At 45.9% G+C, this 21169-nt stretch carries 17 protein-coding genes; 13 read left to right on the top strand and 4 right to left on the bottom strand.

Annotated elements, in window-relative coordinates:
* Positions 1 to 176: 176 nt before the first annotated feature.
* Positions 177 to 521, top strand: a complete 345-nt coding sequence (locus tag E0698_RS05790) for a winged helix-turn-helix transcriptional regulator (RefSeq protein ID WP_192510891.1) — start codon at positions 177 to 179, stop codon at positions 519 to 521.
* 77 nt (positions 522 to 598) lie between these two features.
* On the opposite strand, the gene E0698_RS05785 is transcribed toward E0698_RS05790, so the two are convergent.
* On the bottom strand, positions 599 to 877 hold the full coding sequence (locus tag E0698_RS05785; RefSeq protein ID WP_238353867.1) for a hypothetical protein: 279 nt from the start codon (positions 875 to 877) through the stop codon (positions 599 to 601).
* A 340-nt stretch (positions 878 to 1217) separates the two neighbouring features.
* On the opposite strand from E0698_RS05785, the gene E0698_RS05780 reads away from it, so the two are divergent.
* Complete coding sequence (locus E0698_RS05780; RefSeq protein WP_192510889.1) at positions 1218 to 1985, top strand: DODA-type extradiol aromatic ring-opening family dioxygenase; 768 nt, start codon at positions 1218 to 1220, stop codon at positions 1983 to 1985.
* 273 nt (positions 1986 to 2258) lie between these two features.
* Here the strand turns inward: E0698_RS05780 and E0698_RS05775 are convergent, their stop codons facing one another.
* The gene (locus tag E0698_RS05775; RefSeq protein WP_134913695.1) at positions 2259 to 2975 is read right to left on the bottom strand and encodes a Crp/Fnr family transcriptional regulator; all 717 of its coding nucleotides are present in this window, start codon (positions 2973 to 2975) and stop codon (positions 2259 to 2261) included.
* A gap of 259 nt (positions 2976 to 3234) precedes the next feature.
* On the opposite strand from E0698_RS05775, the gene adhE reads away from it, so the two are divergent.
* From adhE to E0698_RS05735, 8 genes are all read left to right on the top strand, one after another.
* Positions 3235 to 5847 carry a bifunctional acetaldehyde-CoA/alcohol dehydrogenase gene (gene adhE / locus E0698_RS05770; protein WP_134913697.1) on the top strand — a complete coding sequence of 871 codons (2613 nt, stop codon included), beginning with the start codon at positions 3235 to 3237 and terminating at the stop codon, positions 5845 to 5847.
* Between the two features lie 327 nt (positions 5848 to 6174).
* A complete protein-coding gene (gene pflB, locus E0698_RS05765) occupies positions 6175 to 8436 on the top strand; it encodes a formate C-acetyltransferase (RefSeq protein ID WP_149093516.1) in 2262 nt (753 codons plus the stop codon).
* A gap of 65 nt (positions 8437 to 8501) precedes the next feature.
* Complete coding sequence (gene pflA, locus E0698_RS05760; RefSeq protein ID WP_149093517.1) at positions 8502 to 9260, top strand: pyruvate formate-lyase-activating protein; 759 nt, start codon at positions 8502 to 8504, stop codon at positions 9258 to 9260.
* Positions 9261 to 9479: 219 nt separating this feature from the next.
* Positions 9480 to 11699 carry a copper amine oxidase N-terminal domain-containing protein gene (locus tag E0698_RS05755; RefSeq protein WP_192510888.1) on the top strand — a complete coding sequence of 740 codons (2220 nt, stop codon included), beginning with the start codon at positions 9480 to 9482 and terminating at the stop codon, positions 11697 to 11699.
* A gap of 251 nt (positions 11700 to 11950) precedes the next feature.
* Positions 11951 to 12442 (top strand): Fur family transcriptional regulator, encoded by a 492-nt coding sequence (locus tag E0698_RS05750; protein ID WP_044647275.1) that lies wholly within the window; start codon positions 11951 to 11953, stop codon positions 12440 to 12442.
* A gap of 1 nt (position 12443) precedes the next feature.
* The gene (gene yidD, locus E0698_RS05745; protein WP_134913703.1) at positions 12444 to 12725 is read left to right on the top strand and encodes a membrane protein insertion efficiency factor YidD; all 282 of its coding nucleotides are present in this window, start codon (positions 12444 to 12446) and stop codon (positions 12723 to 12725) included.
* 418 nt (positions 12726 to 13143) lie between these two features.
* The gene (gene metG, locus E0698_RS05740) at positions 13144 to 15162 is read left to right on the top strand and encodes a methionine--tRNA ligase (RefSeq protein WP_192510887.1); all 2019 of its coding nucleotides are present in this window, start codon (positions 13144 to 13146) and stop codon (positions 15160 to 15162) included.
* A gap of 150 nt (positions 15163 to 15312) precedes the next feature.
* Entirely contained in the window at positions 15313 to 16029 is a 717-nt protein-coding gene (locus tag E0698_RS05735) for a cytochrome c biogenesis CcdA family protein (protein ID WP_192510886.1), read from the top strand.
* Here the strand turns inward: E0698_RS05735 and splB are convergent.
* Positions 16022 to 17086 (bottom strand): spore photoproduct lyase, encoded by a 1065-nt coding sequence (splB, locus tag E0698_RS05730; RefSeq protein WP_192510885.1) that lies wholly within the window; start codon positions 17084 to 17086, stop codon positions 16022 to 16024. The genes E0698_RS05735 and splB overlap by 8 nt on opposite strands.
* Positions 17087 to 17337: 251 nt before the next feature.
* Between splB and mntR the strand changes: the two genes are divergently transcribed.
* The 3 genes from mntR (at position 17338) to E0698_RS05715 (ending at position 20726) form a co-directional block, all read left to right on the top strand.
* Positions 17338 to 17763 carry a transcriptional regulator MntR gene (gene mntR / locus E0698_RS05725; protein WP_007430946.1) on the top strand — a complete coding sequence of 142 codons (426 nt, stop codon included), beginning with the start codon at positions 17338 to 17340 and terminating at the stop codon, positions 17761 to 17763.
* A 138-nt stretch (positions 17764 to 17901) separates the two neighbouring features.
* Positions 17902 to 19638, top strand: coding sequence for a family 10 glycosylhydrolase (locus tag E0698_RS05720; protein ID WP_192510884.1), 1737 nt, complete (start codon positions 17902 to 17904; stop codon positions 19636 to 19638).
* A gap of 98 nt (positions 19639 to 19736) precedes the next feature.
* Positions 19737 to 20726, top strand: a complete 990-nt coding sequence (locus E0698_RS05715; protein ID WP_134913709.1) for a patatin-like phospholipase family protein — start codon at positions 19737 to 19739, stop codon at positions 20724 to 20726.
* Positions 20727 to 20834: 108 nt separating this feature from the next.
* Here E0698_RS05715 and E0698_RS05710 read toward each other — a convergent pair whose 3' ends face one another.
* Positions 20835 to 21164: a hypothetical protein gene (locus tag E0698_RS05710; RefSeq protein WP_192510883.1), complete on the bottom strand. Its 330-nt coding sequence runs from the start codon at positions 21162 to 21164 to the stop codon at positions 20835 to 20837.
* Between the last annotated feature and the right edge of the window lie 5 nt (positions 21165 to 21169).

The raw sequence follows: 21169 nt of genomic DNA, 5'->3' as shown, positions 1-21169 counted from the left end.
TGTTTTTGATTTAACGTATTTGCCATATACCTCTTATGCCGGTTTATTGTATAATCAGCTTTGGTCATGGCAACTTTATCGGACTGGGTATTAAATTAAGAAGAAAGTGTTTTCTTTCGGGATAAAGTATGCTAAAATGATATATACTAACAAAAGGAAAGCTTTATCAAACCGAAATGCAAAAGAAGGTGAAAAATTTGGAGAGTCAACCGCAATGTACAAAAATGTGTCCGCGTTTTGAAACCGCCTTTTCATGTTTGGGCAAGCGTTGGAATGGATTAATTATTCAATCCATGATGAGCGGTCCCAAGCGGTTTAAGGATATTTCCAATCTGATTCCCACAATGAGTGATAAAATGTTATCAGAGCGGATGAAAGATTTGGAAAATGAAGGAATTCTTACACGTCATGTATATCCGGAAACTCCTGTCCGCATTGAATACGAGCTGACGACCAAAGGCCGTGCACTTCAGCCGGTCATGGAACAGATTCAATATTGGGCCGAGGAATGGATTAGATGAGTATCAAGCCGAATAAACGTTTTTCATAGTAAAACAGCCTTTTCCTAGGAAAAAGGCTGTTTTTTATTTTGTAATTCTTAATAGCCTTTGGCGCGGCCTGCGATTGAAAATAATCCGGTTGCAGTACGACGGGGGACACGGGTTTGAATATCAAGCGCTGCCGTACGGAACGTACCGAGGCAGGAATGGCAAAGTCTTCCCGCATAAACCGGGGAATGGCAGGACTCGCAAGGATAATCAAGCTGACTATAAGTGGTTGGAAACTTGCCCGCTCTTACCCAGTCTGTGAGCAAATCCATAGGTGTGCCGGTTGCTTCACTAAGCTGGCGAGTATGAGTAGCGGGATGTTTCCACAAATAGTTGGAACAGCGATCATAAAATAAATTTTCTTCTTGGATACAGGTATTGCACAGGTTTCTAAGATTTTGCCGGAAAACAGAACCACACTTTGGGCAATTAGCAGTATGTATCTCCATAGAAACCAGTCCTTTATATCGATTTATAGTGAATATTTAAAATTTATTAGTTATATATTACTATGACTTTATACCTATATCAATCTTTATTTAAGGAAGAGACGTTTTTTATGTATATGTTAAAGTCTGAATTGACATAACCTTGTTACTTATGTATTATTACTTACATAAAGTTACTTATTGAGAAAAATAAATTGAAAAAAGATAAGGGGACTTTCACATGATGCCATCTTTGTTTTTAGCCCACGGATCACCTATGCTTGCTATTGAACAGACAGAATATACTGCTTTTCTGGAGCAGCTTGGAAAGAGTATTCGCCCGAAAGCTATTGTTATCTTCACTGCCCATTGGGAGACGCAGACATTGACAATTAGTTCGATAGACGGCATTTACGATACGATTTATGATTTTGGCGGTTTCCCACCGGAGCTGTATGCAGTGAAATATCCGGCTCATGGTTCGGTGGAGCTGGCGGCCAAGTTGAAAGAATTATATGAGCAAAAGGGGATTGATGTACAAACAGATCGGGCGCGAGGGCTGGATCATGGGTCCTGGACACTTCTGCATCGTATGTATCCTGAGGCGGATATCCCGGTAGTTCAGATTTCCGTGAATCCGTTTCTATCGCCGAAAGCACAATATGCTATCGGAGAAGTGTTGCGCGGGCTAGGTGAACAGGTTATTTTGGTCATTGGGAGTGGTGTAACTGTCCATAATCTGCGCATCGTCAAATGGGGAGAAACGAAAACAGAGCCTTGGGCTCTTGATTTTGATGACTGGATTATTGAAAAGGTACAGAATGGAGATGTGCAGGCCTTGGACCGCTATGAAAGTGAAGCCCCGTATGCTCGTCAGGCGGTACCGAGGGCTGAACATTTTGTACCGTTGTTTATTGCCATGGGGAGTGGAGATCCGGCGAATAGAGCCAAGGTTGTCCACAGAAGCTATGAGATGGGGAATTTAAGTTATCTGTGCTTCCAGTTCTAAAAGTGTGGAGAAGAATGTTGGCGGGATGTTAGGCGCTTCACGATCCATTTGATCTTACGATCGCTGTTGCAGCGGGATTCTTTTGGGTTGTATAAGACATTTAGAGGTGAGAACTCCCGCTGCAAAGGCGGACGCTTCGCTTCTTCATATTCAAATGGATTGCTCCGCTGCTGCCCGCCATTTAGGTGGAGTGGGAGTGTAAAATTAAGAGAGTGTTCTGTAAGCCATACAGTTTACAGAACACTCTCTTTTACATAAAATAAAACAAATAATTTAAATTCGGCAAATCTCACGCGGGCACAGTTCACAATGACATATGCCTTGCAGCATTTCCAAATCCTTGACAACGATCATGCCATTATCATATTCGACTGCATTTTTTTTGCGCAAATCACTCAGCATCCGGTTTACACTTTCACGGGTGGCACCGATCATATTGGACAGGTCGGTATGAGTAATTTTTTTATGAATAAGAATATGCTCGCCGTGAGGCTCTCCGTAGGTGTTGCACAGACGGATCAGTGTGGAGCACAGAGCACCGGGCTTGCCGTACATCATCAAATCGCGAAACTTGGTCTGGGTAATACGGTGGTGGGACCCCATCCATTTCATAAAGTCAATGGCAAAATCACAGTGCTGGCAAATGAGCAGCTCCAAATCCGTATGATCGACAACACCGATATCACTGTCCTCCAGAACTTCGGCAGAAAAGGAGTGCTTGGTACCGAAAAATGGATCAGCTTGACCAATCAGATCGCCGCTTTGGTACATATATAGTATAAGTTCCTTACCCTCATCCGTTGTTTTTGTTACTTTTACGCGTCCGCGCTTGATATAAAACAGCTTATCTGCTGTATCTCCTTCCCAGAATAGATGCGAGCTTTCTGGCATGACCCGATCTTTCATCATCACTTGCAGCCGGTTGAAGCTGGCCTCCGAGAAGCAACAGGTGTTGCCGCGGGCTTCCATTACGTTTGCAGGGTTTCTCATCGTCCATTTCCCCTTTGTTTCCTTTGTTTTTTTATCTGCAACTTGATCAATTCAAATTCATTATATACCTGTGCTATGCGTTTTTGGGGCAAGAAGAGGGGGTAAAAGTGGCAGAATTCCAAACTTTGTGATTTAATTCACTTCATAAAATAAAATTTTAAATAGATTGTGAAAAAAATCACAATATATCTTGAAAAGCTGTGTTACGATCAGTGCGTGAACAAGAGATAGTACACGAGATAACAGGAGGATGAGGGAAATGGCTGTTAAAAACGAGGTTATCCAAAAAGAGCAAAGCGCTGAGCAGTATATTCAAACACTGATTGACCGGGGGAACCGGGCACAGCAGGCTTTCATGAGTATGAATCAGGAGCAGATTGACGAAATCGTACAAGCTATGGCAATTGCAGGGATGGATAAGCACATGCATCTGGCGAAGCTGGCTGTTGAAGAAACAGGACGCGGTGTGTATGAGGACAAAATCATTAAAAACATGTTTGCAACAGAATATGTCTATCATAGTATCAAAAATGAAAAAACCGTTGGTGTCATTGAAGATAATGACTTTGACAGTTTTCAAAAAATAGCAGAGCCCGTCGGCATCATTATGGGGATCACTCCAGTGACTAATCCGACTTCAACTACAATGTTCAAAGCGTTGATTGCTATTAAAACACGTAACCCGATCATCTTTGGTTTCCATCCATCCGCTCAATCGTGTAGTGCGGAAGCAGCTCGCGTCTTGCTTGAAGCAGCCGTCAAACATGGTGCTCCGGCCGATTGTATTCAATGGATTGAAGCTCCATCGATGGATAAGACAAATTCACTCATGAATCACCCGGATGTAGCGCTGATTCTGGCAACTGGTGGATCAGGCATGGTTAAGGCGGCATATAGCTGCGGTAAACCTGCTCTGGGTGTAGGCCCAGGTAACGTGCCTTGCTTTATTGAAAAAACAGCAGACATCAAGCAGGCCGTGAACGATCTCATCCTCTCCAAATCTTTTGACAACGGTATGATTTGTGCTTCCGAGCAAGCGGTTATTATCGAAGAGCCAATCTTCGAACAAGTGAAAAAATTGATGATCGCTAACGGCTGCTATTTTGTAAATAAAGAAGAAGCAGCTAAGCTCACTCAAGGAGCTATGAATGTCGAGAAATGTGCAGTGAACCCGGCCATCGTCGGACAGTCTGCTGTGAAAATTGCTGAAATGAGTGGTATCACAGTACCAGCAGGAACTAAAATTTTGGTCGCTGAGATTGAAGGGGTAGGAACAAAATTCCCATTGTCTGCGGAAAAATTGAGTCCTGTATTGGCTTGCTATAAAGTAAAAAATGCGGAACAAGGTATTCAACGCGCTGCTGAAGTCGTGGAATTCGGGGGCATGGGCCACTCGTCCGCTATTCATTCGAACGATGAGGACGTTATCGCTCGGTTCGCAAACCGTTTGCAAACAGGCCGTATCATTGTAAATTCGCCTTCCACACATGGTGCGATCGGTGACCTCTACAACACCAACCTTCCATCGCTGACACTCGGTTGTGGTTCGTACGGACGTAATTCGACTTCGTCGAACGTATCGGCAGTCAACTTGATTAATGTGAAAAGGGTGGCGAAACGTACGGTGAATATGCAATGGTTCAAAGTACCTTCCAAAATTTATTTTGAAAAAAATTCGACTCAGTATCTTGCTAAAATGCCTGATATCACACGTGTTGCCATTATCACAGACCCTATGATGGTGAAACTCGGATATGTGGATCGTGTCATCCATTATTTACACCAGCGCCAAACACCAGTAGCTATCGAAGTGTTCTCGGAAGTAGAGCCAGATCCATCGACAGTTACGGTAGAACGTGGTACTGAAATGATGAGACGTTTCCAACCGGATTGCATTATTGCATTGGGCGGCGGTTCGCCGATGGATGCGGCTAAAGGCATGTGGATGTTCTATGAATACCCAGATACTGATTTCAACAACTTAAAACAAAAATTCATGGATATCCGCAAACGGATCTACAAGTACCCGCGTCTTGGTCAGAAAGCACAATTTGTAGCCATTCCTACAACCTCGGGTACAGGTTCGGAAGTTACGTCGTTCGCAGTTATTACAGACAAAAATCAGGGCAACACGAAGTATCCGCTGGCTGACTATGAGCTGACTCCTGATGTGGCAATTATTGACCCTGAGTTTGTATACTCGCTGCCTAAAACAGCTGTAGCAGATACAGGTATGGACGTACTGACACATGCCATCGAGGCCTACGTGTCTGTAATGGCTAGTGACTACACAGACGGTCTGGCAATTAAAGCCATTCAACTGGTATTCCAATACCTGGAGCAATCGGCTCTGAGTGGCGACAAACTTGCTCGTGAAAAAATGCATAATGCTTCCACACTGGCAGGGATGGCGTTTGCCAATGCATTCCTGGGTATTAACCACAGTCTTGCGCACAAATGGGGCGGACAATACCATACAGCGCACGGTCGCACGAATGCCATTTTGTTACCACACGTCATTCGTTATAATGCGAAAAAACCGACGAAGTTTGCTTCGTTCCCTAAATATTCGCACTTTGTTGCGGATGAGCGTTATGCAGAAATTGCACGCATACTGGGACTGCCTGCCCGTACAACGGAAGAAGGGGTTAACAGTCTGATCGAAGCGATCCGCAAGTTGAACAAAACACTCGGTATCGAGGAATCGTTCCAGCAAATCGGCTTCGATGCGAAGGATTTTGAATCGCGTGTAGATTATCTGGCTGACCGCGCTTTTGAGGATCAATGTACAACTGCGAATCCGAAGCTGCCGCTGGTTACCGAATTGGCTGATGTATACCGCAATGCCTTCTACGGACGTTTTGACCAATAATATATAGGTACGAAGAGGCTTGTGACTAAGCATTTTCCCGTTAATACCAACGCAGGCTCTCTATCATAGAGGGCCTGTTGGTTTGGGAAGGGAGGTGAATGGCAAGGATAAAGGCACGGGCGTAATCGCTAGGGAAAATAAAGTGATAAATGTCACCCGTATTGTGATTTTTGTCACATACTGCACTCTATCATTATTCTACAATAAGGGTGTAAGAAAGGTCCCGACACTGAGCGTAAGACATCGGTGAAAAGGCCGGGCTCGAGACACTATTTAATGTGAAAAAAATCACAAGTCCGGAAGACCAAACAATTTGGAGGGATTTACATGTCGGTGATTGAGAGAGAATTACAAGAGCAACAATCTGGCTGGAGAGGTTTTAAAAAAGGCAAATGGACTAAAGAAGTCAACGTCAACGATTTTATTGAAACCAATATCTTACCTTATGTCGGCAACGAAGAATTTCTGGTTGGCCCTACCGCCAACACAACTGCTCTGTGGGATATTGTATCCGATCTTACCAAAAAAGAGTTGGCAAACGGCGGCGTGCTTGATGTAGACGTAAATACGCCATCCACTATTATTTCACATAAGCCGGGCTATCTAGACCGGGATAAAGAACAAGTCGTTGGTGTACAAACAGACGCTCCATTCAAACGCTCCTTGCAGCCGTTTGGTGGAATCCGGATGATGATCGACGCTTGCAAAGCCTATGGCTTTGAAGTACCGCAAAGCATTGTTGATATCTTCACTCATATTCGTAAAACGCATAATCAGGGTGTATTCGACGCTTATACTGATGATATGAGAGCAGCTCGTAAAGCGGGTATTATCACTGGTTTGCCGGATGCATATGGTCGTGGACGCATTATCGGTGACTACCGTCGTGTAGCACTGTACGGTGCAGACTTCCTGATAAAAGACAAAAAGACTCAACTGAAAAGCCTAGAAGTGGATTCAATGGAAGAAGACGTAATTCGTCTGCGTGAAGAAATTTCCGAGCAAATTCGCGCTTTGAACGAGCTGAAACAAATGGCTGCTGAGCATGGTTTCGACATCTCAAAGCCTGCTAACAACGCGAAAGAAGCTTTCCAATGGGTGTATTTTGGCTATCTTGCAGCGATCAAAGAACAAAATGGTGCAGCAATGTCCTTGGGACGTGTATCTTCCTTCCTTGATATTTATACTCAACGGGATATGGAAGAAGGCGCAATGACAGAAGAGCAAGCACAAGAATTGGTCGATCATTTTGTTATGAAACTGCGTATTGTTAAATTCCTGCGCACACCTGACTATAATGAACTGTTCAGCGGAGACCCAACATGGGTAACTGAATCCATTGGCGGTATGTCCATTACTGGAGAAACTCGGGTTACTAAAAACAGCTTCCGTTTCTTGCACACCCTGTACAATTTGGGACCTGCACCGGAGCCAAACCTGACTGTACTGTGGTCAGAAAAATTGCCTGAAGGTTTCAAAAAATATTGTGCCAAAGTTTCTATTGAAACTAGCTCCATTCAGTATGAAAATGATGATCTGATGCGTCCGATTTATGGCGATGACTATGGTATCGCTTGTTGTGTATCGGCAATGAAAATCGGTAAACAAATGCAATTCTTTGGTGCCCGTGCCAACTTGGCTAAAGCTTTGTTGTATGCCATCAACGGTGGTGTGGATGAAAAATCAGGTGCTCAAGTGGGTCCTGAATATCCTGCAATTACAGGTGAAGTGTTGGATTACGAGGAAGTGCTGAGCCGCTTCAAGCCAATGATGGAATGGTTGGCAAAACTGTACATGAACACTTTGAACGTTATTCACTACATGCATGACAAGTACAGCTACGAACGGATTGAAATGGCACTGCATGACCGTGATATTGTCCGTACGATGGCTTGTGGTATTGCTGGTCTGTCCGTTGCTGCCGATTCCCTGAGCGCCATTAAACATGCGAAGGTTAAACCGATCCGTAACGAAAAAGGCATCGCCATTGACTTTGAAATTGAAGGGGAATACCCTTGCTACGGTAATAACGATGATCGTGTAGATAACATCGCAGTAGAACTGGTAGAGTCCTTCATGGGCATGATCCGCAAGCACAAAGCTTACCGGAATGCGATTCCTACTCAATCTGTACTGACCATTACTTCCAACGTGGTGTACGGTAAGAAAACAGGTACAACACCGGATGGACGTAAAGCTGGCGAACCGTTTGCACCAGGTGCGAACCCAATGCACGGACGCGACAAAAAAGGTGCTTTGGCTTCCCTTAGCTCCGTAGCTAAGTTGCCTTACGAGCACAGTCTGGATGGTATCTCGAATACCTTTTCCATCGTGCCTAAAGCCCTGGGTAAAGAAGAAGAAACACGCAAAACAAATCTCGTTTCCATGATGGATGGCTACTTTGGAAGCCATGCGCATCATCTGAACGTCAACGTGTTTGCTCGTGAACAATTGCTGGATGCGATGGATCACCCAGAAAACTATCCACAGCTTACAATTCGTGTATCGGGTTATGCCGTTAACTTTATCAAGCTGACTCGTGAACAACAGCTGGATGTTATTAACCGTACTTTCCACGGTACAATGTAACAAAGCTTTACGTATCATATATTACAACGACGCACGCATAGCGGATGCGGGAAGGAAGATGCAACATGCTAAAAGGTCACATACACTCATTGGAAACCTTCGGGACCGTAGATGGTCCCGGCATCCGCTTCGTGCTTTTTATGCAAGGATGCTTGTTAAAATGTCAATATTGCCACAACCCGGACACTTGGGCTTTAAATGAAGGCAATCCAATGACACTGAAGGAGGTATTGGCTGAAATTGAGCCATATTTAGCCTACTACCGTTCTTCTGGAGGCGGATTGACCGTATCCGGTGGAGAACCGACACTGCAAGCTCATTTTGTAGCAGAGCTGTTCAAAGAAGTGAAGCAACGCTGGAATTTACACACGACGCTGGACAGTAACGGTTTTAATGACGCAGGCCGTATCCAAGAACTGCTGGACGTAACGGACTTGGTGTTGCTGGATATTAAGCATATTGACAACGACAAGCATATTAAGCTTACAGGCAAGTCCAACGATCGTATGCTAAGTACGGCACGCTGGTTGTCTGAACAAGGGCGCAAGATGTGGATTAGACACGTCTTTGTACCGGGAATTCATGATGACGAGCAGGATCTGCTGAATTTGGGTCGGTTTATAGGAACGTTGAACGGAGTCGAAAAGTTCGAAATTTTACCCTACCACCAAATGGGTGTATACAAGTGGGAAATGCTCGGCAAGGCGTATCCGCTGGAAGGGGTTCCGTCCCCCACAGAAGAAGAGGTTCAACGGGCCTACCGTCTCATTGAAGAGGGCCGCATGGAGACCGCAGGGACAAATGTCGTCGGTCGTTCGTCATAATGTTGAATGGCCTTTAAATTACTTTCTGGTTATGAACCGCCGCCCATCAGGTCAGATGGGGTGGCGGTTTTTTGTTATAAAATTTCTTGCAGCGACAGGAGGAAGTTCCCTTTTTTTCATGTTCAGCAAAATTCCCAGCAACTTTTGGACAACAGCTGCGTCTAATAGTATGACTTTTTACGGGAATGATAATAATTTGGTAATAGAAGGAGACAGAGAATGAATTTCAAGAAATGGACCATGCTCACCGCGCTTGCGGTAGCTCAGGTGGCCGCAGTAGCCCCTGTAGGAGCAGAAGCAGTATCCACTGTTCAATCCACCGATTCGGTTAGCGGACAGCAGGCTCAGGCCAATGTCACAGATTCCGGCGTTCAGAATAGCATCGGGGGACAAGACAGCACTGGAGCACAAAATGACACGGTGACACCTGATAACACAGGCGTATCCAATGATCCTTTGTCTGGCTTGCCGACGGATACAACCAACGGATCGAACGTATCCAATGATGTATACGGTGGAGACGGAACGATCACCAATCCTGGTGGTTCTCCAACATCCATGAGTGCAAATCAACTGATTTTGTATTTGAACAGTGCAAAAATGGAACAAAACGGACAGGTGTACACGGCGACTCAGCCGATGACAGTCAAGGACGGTGTTTCTTATGTAGCTATCCGTTCGCTTGTCAGCCGCGTCGGATTACAGTTTAGTTATGACACTGCTACCAAGGAAACTGTTATCACCCAAGGTACAAACGTGCTGCGCTTCAAGACTGACAGCAAGGTTTACACGGTTAACGGTGAAGCTAGACAAATGAAGGGGCCGGCATTCCAACAAAAGAACGTATTTATGGTGCCTTTGACCTCTATTACACAGGCCTTAAATATTCCTTATACTGTAAATAATACGACAAAACAGGTTATTATGAATTTGAATCAAAAGCCTAAAGCTTCCTTCACGGTTCAGCAAAAAGATATCTATGCGGGCGAAACCCAAGTTACGTATTTGACGAAGGAATCTTCTCCTACAGGTCTTCCGATTGTGAATCAACGTTGGGAAGGCAAGCAGGACGTATTTCAGGAGCCAGGTACATATGTAGTTACCTATTCCGTTCTTGACTCCGCAGGGAACTGGAGTGATCCATACTCAGTTACGATTACGGTAAGACCGCCGAATCAGCCGCCAGTGGCTCTGTTTACAACAGATAAAAAAGAATACAAAATGGGTGAAAAAATCACGATTACGGATCTGAGTACGGATGATGAAAATGCGATCACCAAACGTGATTGGGTGAATAAGAAACTGGCATTTTTCGAACCGGGTGATGTGACCATTACGCTGACCGTGACTGATAAGCATGGTGCAACAGGTACTGTAAGCGAAACGATTAAAATTACGAATGAATTGCTGTACAACGAAGATGATTTTAACAAAATCTTCACGCCTTATGGTGATAAATACAGTGTGGACGGCAGTCAGGTGCCTACCATGGCTACTATACCTTTGACCAGTACATCTTCACCACGTCTTCTGATCCGTGCTAACAGCCCGGAACGTGTATTCCAGGATGGTATTGTGTATCAGGAAATGGGATCAGGCAGCACACGCGTACTCGTCCATCATGTGAATGAAACGGGCCGAGATGTGAAAATGTACGTAATCGCGACAAACAATAATATTACTGCTGCTAATATGAACGTCGAAAATTCCGGTTTTGCCGGACCATCTGAGTTTGCAACCGCTGCGGGTAAAATTTCGATCCAACGGTACTTTCAATCTATGCAGGATGGAAGCAAACGCTCTAGCACAGTCCTGAATCCGGGCGAAAGCCGCGTTATTTTACAGGATTTGAGCGCGCAAAAAATTAAGCAAAAACAGGTTATTTCTCTCTTGTCTGACCTGTATACAGATCAACCGATCCAATACACAGTTGTTGTGTTAGATGCAAATGCAGATCCGTTGACTGCATTGCCTACTCTCGCAAAACTGCCTAAGGACGGCATTCATAACCGTGGAACGTATGCGAATTCGGATATTACGCTTCAATATACGGAAGAGGTTGGTAAAACAGCTCAGCGCATCGTTCTTGGCGACAATAAAGTAGACCCGAACCTGCTTGGTTCAGACGGTCTGGACGGTTCTTCTTCCTCCAATGCGGGTAATTTTGGTGTTGTGTATAAGGTTAAACTGGATCGCGTAGCGCCGTATTCCCTGATTACATTTAATCCGCGTGGTGGTGAATACTCTGGCTATGCTATGGTGAATAATCAGGTCGTGGGTATCCCGACGAACGGCTCCGTGTGGGCTCCGAATGAGATGAGTGTACTGTATCGTACAGGTCATATCGAGGAAAGTGTAGAGATGTATTTCACTGCTGCGGCGGGTAGTAACTTGCCAGTTTCCGTGGTAGTTATGCCATTACCAGCTATTAAAAATTAATATGAATATCCGGTTTTGTTTATCGGCTTAGACCGAAAGGGTCTCATCATTCACCGTTTAAAGTCAGATCACTTACAGAATAAAGGCGTTCTCCTGCTGCGGATTCGGTTCCAGTACAGGAGAACGTTTTTTCTTTATCAAGAGCGCGAATATCTCTTATAACTTTGACTTTAATCGTGGTATAATAAGTAGATGCAAGCCTAAGCCTGCATCAGATAACCTGAAACTACAGACAGGGGAGGGTGAAACGCATGCTGACAAAGGATGAGATTATCGCAACAATGTCCACTCAGGGGCTGCGTATTACGGATCAGCGCAAGACGCTGGCCACGTTATTTTCCGAGAATGAAGGGTATCTGTCCCCCAAAGACGTTTATGAATATATGGGTAAAAAATACAGCGGACTCAGCTTTGACACCGTTTACCGTAATTTGCGTGTGATGCAGGAATTGGGTGTGCTGGAGCAGGTATCTTTTGAGGATGGAATGAAGTTCAAGGTGAGCTGCAATGAGCATCATCACCACCACCATATGATTTGCTTGAGTTGTCAGAAAACATTACCGATCTCTTTCTGCCCGATGCAGATGACAGATACAACAGATCAGTTCCAAATCGTCGAGCACAAGTTTGAAATTTTCGGCTATTGCAAGGAATGCCAGAAGAAGAACGGGCAAGCAGAGGCCAATTCTAATGGGGGATACAAACAGGCGAGCGGTCACACTCACAGCCACGGAGGCTACTGAAATGAAGATTACCACACGCAGAGTGGTTCAAGCTCCGATTAAGTTATATCGATCCTATATTTCACCATTAAAGCCACCGACCTGCCGCTTCTATCCGACGTGCTCACAGTACGCGCTGGAGGCGGTGGAGGTGCATGGAGCACTCAAGGGCTCCTGGCTGGCCGCCAAACGTATAGCGAAGTGTCATCCCTTTCATCCAGGCGGTGTAGATCTGGTGCCTCCTGCTAAAAAGAGATCTGACGAAGATCGTTTTGCTGATCGTGCCGGGAAGGGCTTGACTTGACATAGCTATGTGCGTTTGGTTATATTTTGGATAATAATGTTTTCCTGCGAAGGGATGAGTAGGGTCAACCGTCCAGTACAGAGAGCCGGGGTTAGCTGCAAACCGGTCTGGAACGAAGCCTGAATATGGTCCTGGAGGAACCTTTTTCGAGCGTGTTTGCCACCAGTTCAATGGTCATAGGGCGAACGACCGTAAGGGAGAGGCGTGATCCAGCGTTAATGGGCGGTCAGAGTGACCGGTGAAGCCTGTAGTCTGCGAGGATACGGGAAATTTGGGTGGTAACGCGTGAGGTGACTCTCGTCCCATAGGGGCGAGGGTTTTTTTGTGCCCAATTAGTGTGAAAAGCATGAATTGGAGTACCAAATTCAAGGGAGCATGTCTTATTTCGCTGCCGTGAACAAAACAGGAGGCAATACACATGTCCAATGAGAAAACATTCTACATTACGACACCGATTTATTATCCAAGCGACAAGCTACATATCGGTCATGCGTACACTACGGTAGCCGGAGATGCAATGGCCCGCTACAAACGGCTGCGCGGCTACGAGGTGCGCTATTTGACAGGAACGGATGAGCATGGTCAGAAGATTGAGCAAAAGGCGAGTTCGGCTGGCAAAACACCACAGCGTTTCGTTGACGATATTGTGGCAGGGATTCAGGATTTATGGCGGAAGCTCGACATTTCCAATGACGATTTTATCCGCACAACGGAAGAGCGTCATAAGAGTGTAGTACAGGAAATTTTTGATCGTTTGCTCAAGCAAGGGGACATTTACAAAGGCGAATATGAAGGCTGGTACAGCATTCCTGACGAGACTTACTACACAGAAACTCAACTGGTTGACGTGGTGAAGGATGCGGAAGGCAATGTAGCTGGAGGTAAAAGCCCGGACAGCGGACACCCTGTAGAACTGGTCAAGGAAGAGAGTTACTTTTTCCGTATGAGCAAGTATGCTGATCGATTGCTGCAATTTTATGAGGAGAACCCGCAGTTTATCCAGCCGGAATCCCGTAAAAAAGAGATGATTAACAACTTCATCAAGCCGGGGCTGGAGGATTTGGCTGTATCCCGTACAACCTTTGACTGGGGCGTTAAGGTGAAGGGTGATCCGAAGCATGTCGTATACGTGTGGATTGATGCGCTCTCCAACTACATTACAGCCCTGGGCTATGGTTCCTCCAACACCGAGCTGTATGATAAATTTTGGCCTGCCAATGTGCATATCGTAGGGAAGGAAATTGTACGATTTCATACGATTTACTGGCCAATCATGCTGATGGCGCTGGATCTCCCGTTGCCTAAAAAAGTATTTGCACACGGCTGGTTACTTATGAAGGACGGTAAAATGTCCAAGTCCAAAGGTAACGTCGTAGACCCTGTAACGCTGATTGACCGCTATGGTCTGGATCAACTTCGTTACTACCTGCTGCGTGAGGTGCCTTTTGGTGCGGATGGAACTTTTACACCGGAAAGTTTTGTGGATCGGGTCAATTCTGATTTGGCAAATGATCTGGGTAATTTGTTGAATCGTACCGTAGCGATGGTAGACAAATATTTTGAAGGCAAGGTTCCGGCTTATGAAGCGAATGTAACAGCATTCGACGGGGCTTTGGAAGAAATGGCAACAGCGACTTACAGTAAAGTGGAAGAAGCGATGGAAAACATGGAGTTTTCCGTGGCGTTGACGGCGATTAGTCAATTTATTAGCCGCAGCAACAAGTATATTGACGAAACACAACCATGGAACCTGGCTAAGGATGAGAACAAGCGCCGTGAGCTGGCATCCGTTATGGTGCATCTGGTAGAAAGCCTGCGTATTGCGTCTATTTTGCTCCAACCGTTCTTGACCCGTGCTCCGCATAAAATTTGGGAACAACTGGGCATCAAGGAAGGCGAGCTGACTGCATGGGACAGCGGCAAGCAGTTTGGTCGCATGCCGGAAGGAACGCAACTGGTCAAAGGCAATCCTATCTTCCCGCGTCTGGATTCAGAGCAGGAGGTTGCTTTCATCGTGGAAGCGATGACGGGCGGCAAGAAGCCGGAGGAAGCTACTGCGCAGGTTCAACCGCAGAATGCGGCGGAGACGGGCCAAGAAGCGCCAGAGGCGAAGGAAGAGATTGGTATTGAGGACTTTGCCAAGGTAGAACTGCGCGTCGCTCAGGTTATCGCCTGTGAGCCTGTGAAGAAGGCCGATAAGCTGTTGAAGCTTCAGCTTGATCTTGGTTATGAACAACGTCAGGTGGTATCGGGCATTGCCAAGTTCTATACGCCGGAGGACATGGTTGGACGCAAGGTGATTTGTGTGACCAATCTCAAGCCTGTGAAGCTGCGCGGGGAACTTTCTCAAGGAATGATTTTGGCAGCATCGCACGGAGATCAGCTTACGCTAGCTACAGTACCGGAAAGCATGCCTAACGGCGCGATTGTAAAATAAATAAAGCTCGTCATGAGCGTATGTCTTTCGGCTTGTATGCCGGGGCATACGCTTTTTGGGTTGCAACATATTTGGCTGCTTCCTCACGTATGTTTTAGTAATAGGGCTTGTATGCTCGTGTTTACTTAAGACAGACGGGAGGACGTCATGATGACGGATGTTAACGCCGGGCTGGCTATCATAGCGGGACTGGTTTCTTTTTTCTCACCTTGCTGCTTACCACTATACCCCTCTTATTTATCTTATATGACGGGAATGTCGGCACGTGAACTGGCCGAAGGGCGGCATAAGGCTGAGGTACGTTATCGTACGATGGGACATACCCTAGCTTTTGTGCTGGGCTTTTCCGTAGTGTTCTATTCCTTGGGTGCAAGTGTAGGGTTGCTTGGAGAATGGTTTGGCAATTATAAGGATACGCTAAGGGTAGTTGCGGGGCTATTGATCTTGGTGATGGGGCTGGTATCACTTGGCGTAGTGCAGCCTTTGATTTTGATGAGGGAGCATAAGTTTCGCTGGACATGGAAGCCTGCCGGTTACGCCGGTTCCTTTGTGATCGGAATCGGGTTTGCGGCAGGCTGGTCTCCCTGTATCGGCCCCATGCTGACAGCTATTATCGCTTTGGCGGCAGTAGAGCATCATACCTGGTTCAAGCTGGTCACAGGCTACGCGCTTGGTTTTGCGATTCCATTTTTTGCATTGGCTTTACTGGCCGGCTCTGTTCGTCTATCCTCACGTTACACGTCAATTATTGTAAAAACAGGCGGTATACTGCTGATCATCACCGGAGTTTTACTAATAACAGATCATATGACGGATGTAACGCTGTATTTGCAGCGGATAGCGCCGGATTGGATGCTGGTTATGTGAAATATTCAATACGACTTAATGGAAAATGTTCAAAAATGCGCTCTGTGATAAATTCTCGCAGTGCGTTTTGCTGTTCATCGGGATAAACGTATTTGTTCTGTCCCCAACGGCCCCATTTTTTCTTACGTTTCTCCATGTCCATTTCCAGCTTGGTTTTTGGATAACGCTTCTCGATCACAGCCTTGGACGTTTTGGTAAAACGGTGCTGGATCAATTCGAACGTCAGATCATTTGTGGTATCCTGAGGCAAGGTTTCACTCAATTTGCGCAGCAGTTCGCCATATCCTTCTTCCCAGCCGTCATACCAGATGATCGGCGCAATAATAAAACCTAGCGGATAACCGGCTCGGGCGATTTTACCTGCCGCTTCAATGCGTTCCTCGAAGCGCGAAGTCGCAGGCTCAAACTGTTTAATAACATAATCGGAATTAATGCTAAACCGGATGCGGGTATGACCATTATGCTTAATATCCAGTAGCGGATCGACATGATGATATTTGGTAACAAAACGCAGGCGACCAAATTCTTCATCTGCCATAAAACGAATCAATTCTCCGAGCGATCCGGTGATATGCTCCAAACCGACCGGGTCGGAGGTACAGGCTGCTTCAAAACGAGTAATTTCAGGCGCACGTTCCTCGATATAGCCTTTAGCTGCCGATAAGATATCATCGGTATTGACATAGACGCGTATATACGGCTTTGCCCCTAATGTCGTTTGCAAATAACAATAGTGGCAGTGTCCCATACATCCGGTCGAAATGGGAATGGCGTATTCAGCAGAGGGCTTGGATTGGTCGAAGGTTAGCGTTTTGCGAATACCGACGACCAACGTCTTCTTCGCCATTCGATATTTTTCAACTTCGGTTTCGCCCGGTAAATTGGTAATCCGGTTATGAGATGTAGTCATACGATACGGAATGTCTTTGGCTTTTACCCAATCCATAATACGCTGACCCTTGGGATAATTCAGTGCGTCCGGCTCGAAGAATACCAGATCAGGCACGAACGGTTTGGTTCCTTTGGTTTTGACAGGAGTACGTTCAAGTGTGGACATGGGTAACGCTCCTTTCAGGAATAAATCTCCAGTAGTAGCTCGAGTGTTCAACTCTAACTCCTGCCATAGGGTGAACGATACAGGGGCGCTATTAGTGTGCCCTGCTTAAATTGAACAAATCGTGGCAATAGCTGTGAGCGGGGGGATGAGACTTGCCAATAGGCAATGATAACATGTATCATTACATAGTAGGTTCAACGCAGGAAATGAAGGCGGTAGCGCCCGTTCAATAACAGAAAAGAGGGAAACAAGTGCCAACGCCAAGCATGGAAGATTATTTGGAGCGCATTTACCAACTGATTGATGAGAAGGGATACGCCCGTGTTTCGGATATCGCAGAAGGTCTGGAGGTCCATCCTTCGTCCGTTACCAAGATGATCCAGAAGCTGGATAAGGACGATTATCTCGTATATGAGAAATATCGGGGATTAATTTTGACACCCAAAGGGAAAAAGGTCGGCAAACGGCTGGTTGACCGCCACCAGTTACTAGAGCAATTTCTGGATATGATTGGGGTCGATAAGGACCTGATCTATAAAGATGTGGAAGGTATTGAGCACCATTTAAGCTGGGATTCCATCACCCGCATTGAGACATTGGTCGAATATTTCCGCCGGGATGAAGATCGTTTGCGCCAGCTTCACGATATACACAAGGAATTGAGTGGTGATTCCTGACAGGCATCGTCCGTAAGGACAGATGCTTTTTTATTTGTCTCTACCGCAACAAATACCCGGTTATTAGCGTCTATCCATTATATAGCAGGACAAGACAGGGGTTAAAAATTAACGGGGTTAGCGGAGGATAGTAATCATATGAATTGGAAGAAAACATGGGCACTGGCTGCGGGTTTACTGTTAGCGGTGCAGACGGCAGTCGTGCCTGGAGCGCAAGCAGCTCCAAATGGAGAGATTGAAATTATATTGGACGGGCAAACGCTGCAAAGTGATGCGTCACCGTATATTGTACAAGGGGCCAACGTAACGATGGTGCCTTTGCGAGTGATTAGTGAGGGATTAGGCGCTCAAGTCAACTGGTCAGCATCGTCCGGTACGGTAACCATCACAGCGCAGGATAAAAACATCTCTATGGAGAACGGTGGACAGAGTGCTACGGTGAATGGCAAGTCTGTTCGATTGGACGCATCTGCGCGTATGACCAGCGGGAGAGTCATGGTGCCGCTGCGTTTTGTTGGGGAAGAGTTGGGATTAAAAGTGGACTGGCAGGCTACAGAGCGAGTCATTACGTTAAGTAGTGGTAAAGAAGGTGCTTCCACAGGCGGAACAACATCTTCCGGTGGCGGCTCCAGCTCCAATACGTCCACACCTGACAATCAGGGAAGTGTAGGTACGAATCAGGGAATCGATGATGATGAGCAGGCGAGCGTCATTTCTCCGTCTACTTCAACCAATGAGGGCAGCTCCAATTCTTCGCAGGGAAATGTCGTGCAAGTGAAAGCTTCGACTTCCATGCGCGGGGCTTGGATTTCTACGATTAACGGGGATTGGCCTTCTTCTGCCGTCCGAAGCAGCACCGAGAAGCAAAAGCAGGAATTTACCAAAATGCTTGATGATTTGCAGGGGATGGGTATTAATGCGGTTTTTGTTCAGGTCCGGGCCAGCGGTGATGCGCTGTATCCGTCCAATCTTGTGCCATGGAGCAAGTACCTGACGAACACCCAGGGGAAAAATCCGGGCTATGATCCTTTGAAATTTATGATTAGCGAATCTCACAAGCGGGGGATGGAGTTTCATGCCTGGTTTAACCCTTTCCGCGCCAATTCTACAGGAACGACCAGTGGTTTAGCTGCAAACCATGTGGCTAACCAGCATCCGGATTGGATCGTTAAGAATGGCAGTCAACTCTACATCAATCCGGGAATTCCTGCTGCTCGCCAGCATGTCATTGATGCGATTATGGAAGTTGTGGATGGATACGATATTGACGGTGTTCATTTAGACGACTATTTTTATCCATACAGCGGCACTTTTGATGATAATGCGACCTTTAAAGCGTATAACGTTAACAAAATCTCTGACAAAGGCGACTGGCGGCGAGATAATGTGAACAGCTTTGTCCGTGATCTGGGCAAAAGCATTCATGCAAGCAAGTCCAAGGTGCAGTTCGGGATTAGTCCTTTTGGTGTGTGGCGCAATAAGTCTCAAGACTTGACCGGATCAGACACCAAGGCTGGAGTTACAGCGTATGATACGACGTTTGCGGATGTACGTACCTGGATTAACAAAGGCTGGATTGATTATGTAGCTCCACAGATTTATTGGAGTATCGGTTTCCCGGCTGCTGGCTATGACAAGCTTGTGGCTTGGTGGTCCAATGAGGTCAAAAATTCAGATGTTAAGCTGTACATCGGACATTCCCCCTATAAAATCGGCACTCCTGAAAAGGGTTGGCAATCCGCCGAAGAGTTGATTAAGCAACTCAAGCTGAACGAGAATTATAATCAGGTTAAAGGGGATATTTATTTTAGCGCACAGCATTTACGGAAAAATCCGTACGGACTCATTCAGCTTCTTCAAAATTATTATCAATAATTATGTAAACTGGATCATATAGGTTCTAAATAAACCTCTGTTCTCATACATAAGCAGTAGAACTGCTTACTCCCAAGAGAACGGAGGTTTTTTGATCTATGCTGATCAATGCTGTGTTCCAGGGTGGAGGGGTTAAGGGTATATCGCTGGCGGGTGCAGTCAAGGCTGCGGAGGAGCATGGAATTGTATTCAACCGCGTAGCGGGTACATCATCAGGAGCTATTGTAGCTGCTTTGTTGGCGGCAGGATATTCGGCAGATGAAATGAAAGCCGTGATCGAGAAAACCCCCTTGGTCAGCTTGTTACGGCGTTCTCCGGTGTTTAACATCAAATGGGTTGGACCGGCAGCTCGTATTTTTCTTAAAAAAGGGCTGTACTCCGGAGAAGCACTGGAGCATTGGGTGCGGGAGTTGTTGCTTGCCAAGGGAGTGCGTACGTTCGCGGATCTGCCTCCAGGCAAGCTACGCATTATTGCTTCAGACATAACGAACGGACGCATACTGGTGCTTCCTGAGGATATCAAACGTTTCGGTATGAATACCTCTTCACTGGAGGTGGCCAAGGCCATTCGGATGAGCACAAGCATCCCATATTTTTTCGACCCCGTTATGCTAAGACTTGATCCTTTGCACACGAGAGGGAAAAAATTCTCACAGCAATTTGTGTTTGTAGTCGATGGGGCATTGTTAAGTAATCTGCCTTTATGGCTTTTTGATGAGCCTGTAAACGAGCAAAAGGCTAAAACTATTCCAACAGTAGGTTTTCAGATGGTGGGCAAAACGGGAGCCGAAACGAAGGTTTCTTATATACGGGGACCGTTGACGATGCTGCAAGCTATTTTTGATACGATGCTATCAGCGCATGATGAGCGTTATATTGAGCAGGAGAACCGATATCGGACGATTAAAATCCCGACGCTAGGTATTCGCACAGCACAGTTCAATATTTCTCTTGAGCAGAGCAATTTGCTGTATGATTCTGGTGTGCAGGCAGGAGACGCTTTTTTCCACAAATGGAGCATCGCTTCTTACCAACAGCAGTATAACAAGTATCAATTAATGAAGGATACGATGTATGCCATGAAATAATTACTTGCTAGTTGGAGCTGGAATCAAGAGGTTAAAAAAGGAGCCATTTCCCGGTCATTTTTCATTACGCGGGTGATGGCTCCTTTGTGTATCATGTTAGAGTATCGACTAATGATACTTAGGTTGTTCTTCTTCGTTTTTGCCCTTAGAACCTTCAATAACATGAAAAGGATACGCTTTGCGCTTGCCTGTAGTCTGCTGCTTGCGTGTGTTGGCTGTTTTGGCTGTTTTGGCCATAGTGTGTGCAGAGGGTTTAATCTTGGGAGTACGGGGGCGTCGTCCTGGCAAGTATTTATACAGCAGAAATATAACTGCAAAAACAAGGACAGGAATTAATAAACTCATAAGAAAGCCCCAGCTTCCTCTCCATACCATATCCACAATCCCATATGCGCCCAAGGCAAGGGTAAGCCAGAAAATAACCGCATGTCTGTTCATCTTTC

The sequence above is a fragment of the Paenibacillus sp. 23TSA30-6 genome (assembly GCF_014858585.1).
In the GTDB taxonomy this organism is placed as follows: Bacteria; Bacillota; Bacilli; order Paenibacillales; family Paenibacillaceae; genus Paenibacillus.
The sequence above is the reverse complement of the archived record's forward strand: the minus strand, read 5'-3'. Positions and strand labels throughout refer to the sequence as shown.

What these genes read in the sequence shown, in the direction of transcription:
- E0698_RS05775 (WP_134913695.1), bottom strand. Translation starts at nt 2,975, where the DNA reads ATGAGAAACCCTGCAAACGTAATGGAAGCCCGCGGCAACACCTGTTGC.
- splB (WP_192510885.1), bottom strand. Translation starts at nt 17,086, where the DNA reads ATGTCCACACTTGAACGTACTCCTGTCAAAACCAAAGGAACCAAACCG.
- E0698_RS05720 (WP_192510884.1), top strand. Translation starts at nt 17,902, where the DNA reads ATGAATTGGAAGAAAACATGGGCACTGGCTGCGGGTTTACTGTTAGCG.
- E0698_RS05710 (WP_192510883.1), bottom strand. Translation starts at nt 21,164, where the DNA reads ATGAACAGACATGCGGTTATTTTCTGGCTTACCCTTGCCTTGGGCGCA.
- E0698_RS05780 (WP_192510889.1), top strand. Translation starts at nt 1,218, where the DNA reads ATGATGCCATCTTTGTTTTTAGCCCACGGATCACCTATGCTTGCTATT.
- E0698_RS05790 (WP_192510891.1), top strand. Translation starts at nt 177, where the DNA reads ATGCAAAAGAAGGTGAAAAATTTGGAGAGTCAACCGCAATGTACAAAA.
- E0698_RS05735 (WP_192510886.1), top strand. Translation starts at nt 15,313, where the DNA reads ATGACGGATGTTAACGCCGGGCTGGCTATCATAGCGGGACTGGTTTCT.
- metG (WP_192510887.1), top strand. Translation starts at nt 13,144, where the DNA reads ATGTCCAATGAGAAAACATTCTACATTACGACACCGATTTATTATCCA.
- pflB (WP_149093516.1), top strand. Translation starts at nt 6,175, where the DNA reads ATGTCGGTGATTGAGAGAGAATTACAAGAGCAACAATCTGGCTGGAGA.
- yidD (WP_134913703.1), top strand. Translation starts at nt 12,444, where the DNA reads ATGAAGATTACCACACGCAGAGTGGTTCAAGCTCCGATTAAGTTATAT.
- pflA (WP_149093517.1), top strand. Translation starts at nt 8,502, where the DNA reads ATGCTAAAAGGTCACATACACTCATTGGAAACCTTCGGGACCGTAGAT.
- E0698_RS05755 (WP_192510888.1), top strand. Translation starts at nt 9,480, where the DNA reads ATGAATTTCAAGAAATGGACCATGCTCACCGCGCTTGCGGTAGCTCAG.
- E0698_RS05715 (WP_134913709.1), top strand. Translation starts at nt 19,737, where the DNA reads ATGCTGATCAATGCTGTGTTCCAGGGTGGAGGGGTTAAGGGTATATCG.
- E0698_RS05750 (WP_044647275.1), top strand. Translation starts at nt 11,951, where the DNA reads ATGCTGACAAAGGATGAGATTATCGCAACAATGTCCACTCAGGGGCTG.
- adhE (WP_134913697.1), top strand. Translation starts at nt 3,235, where the DNA reads ATGGCTGTTAAAAACGAGGTTATCCAAAAAGAGCAAAGCGCTGAGCAG.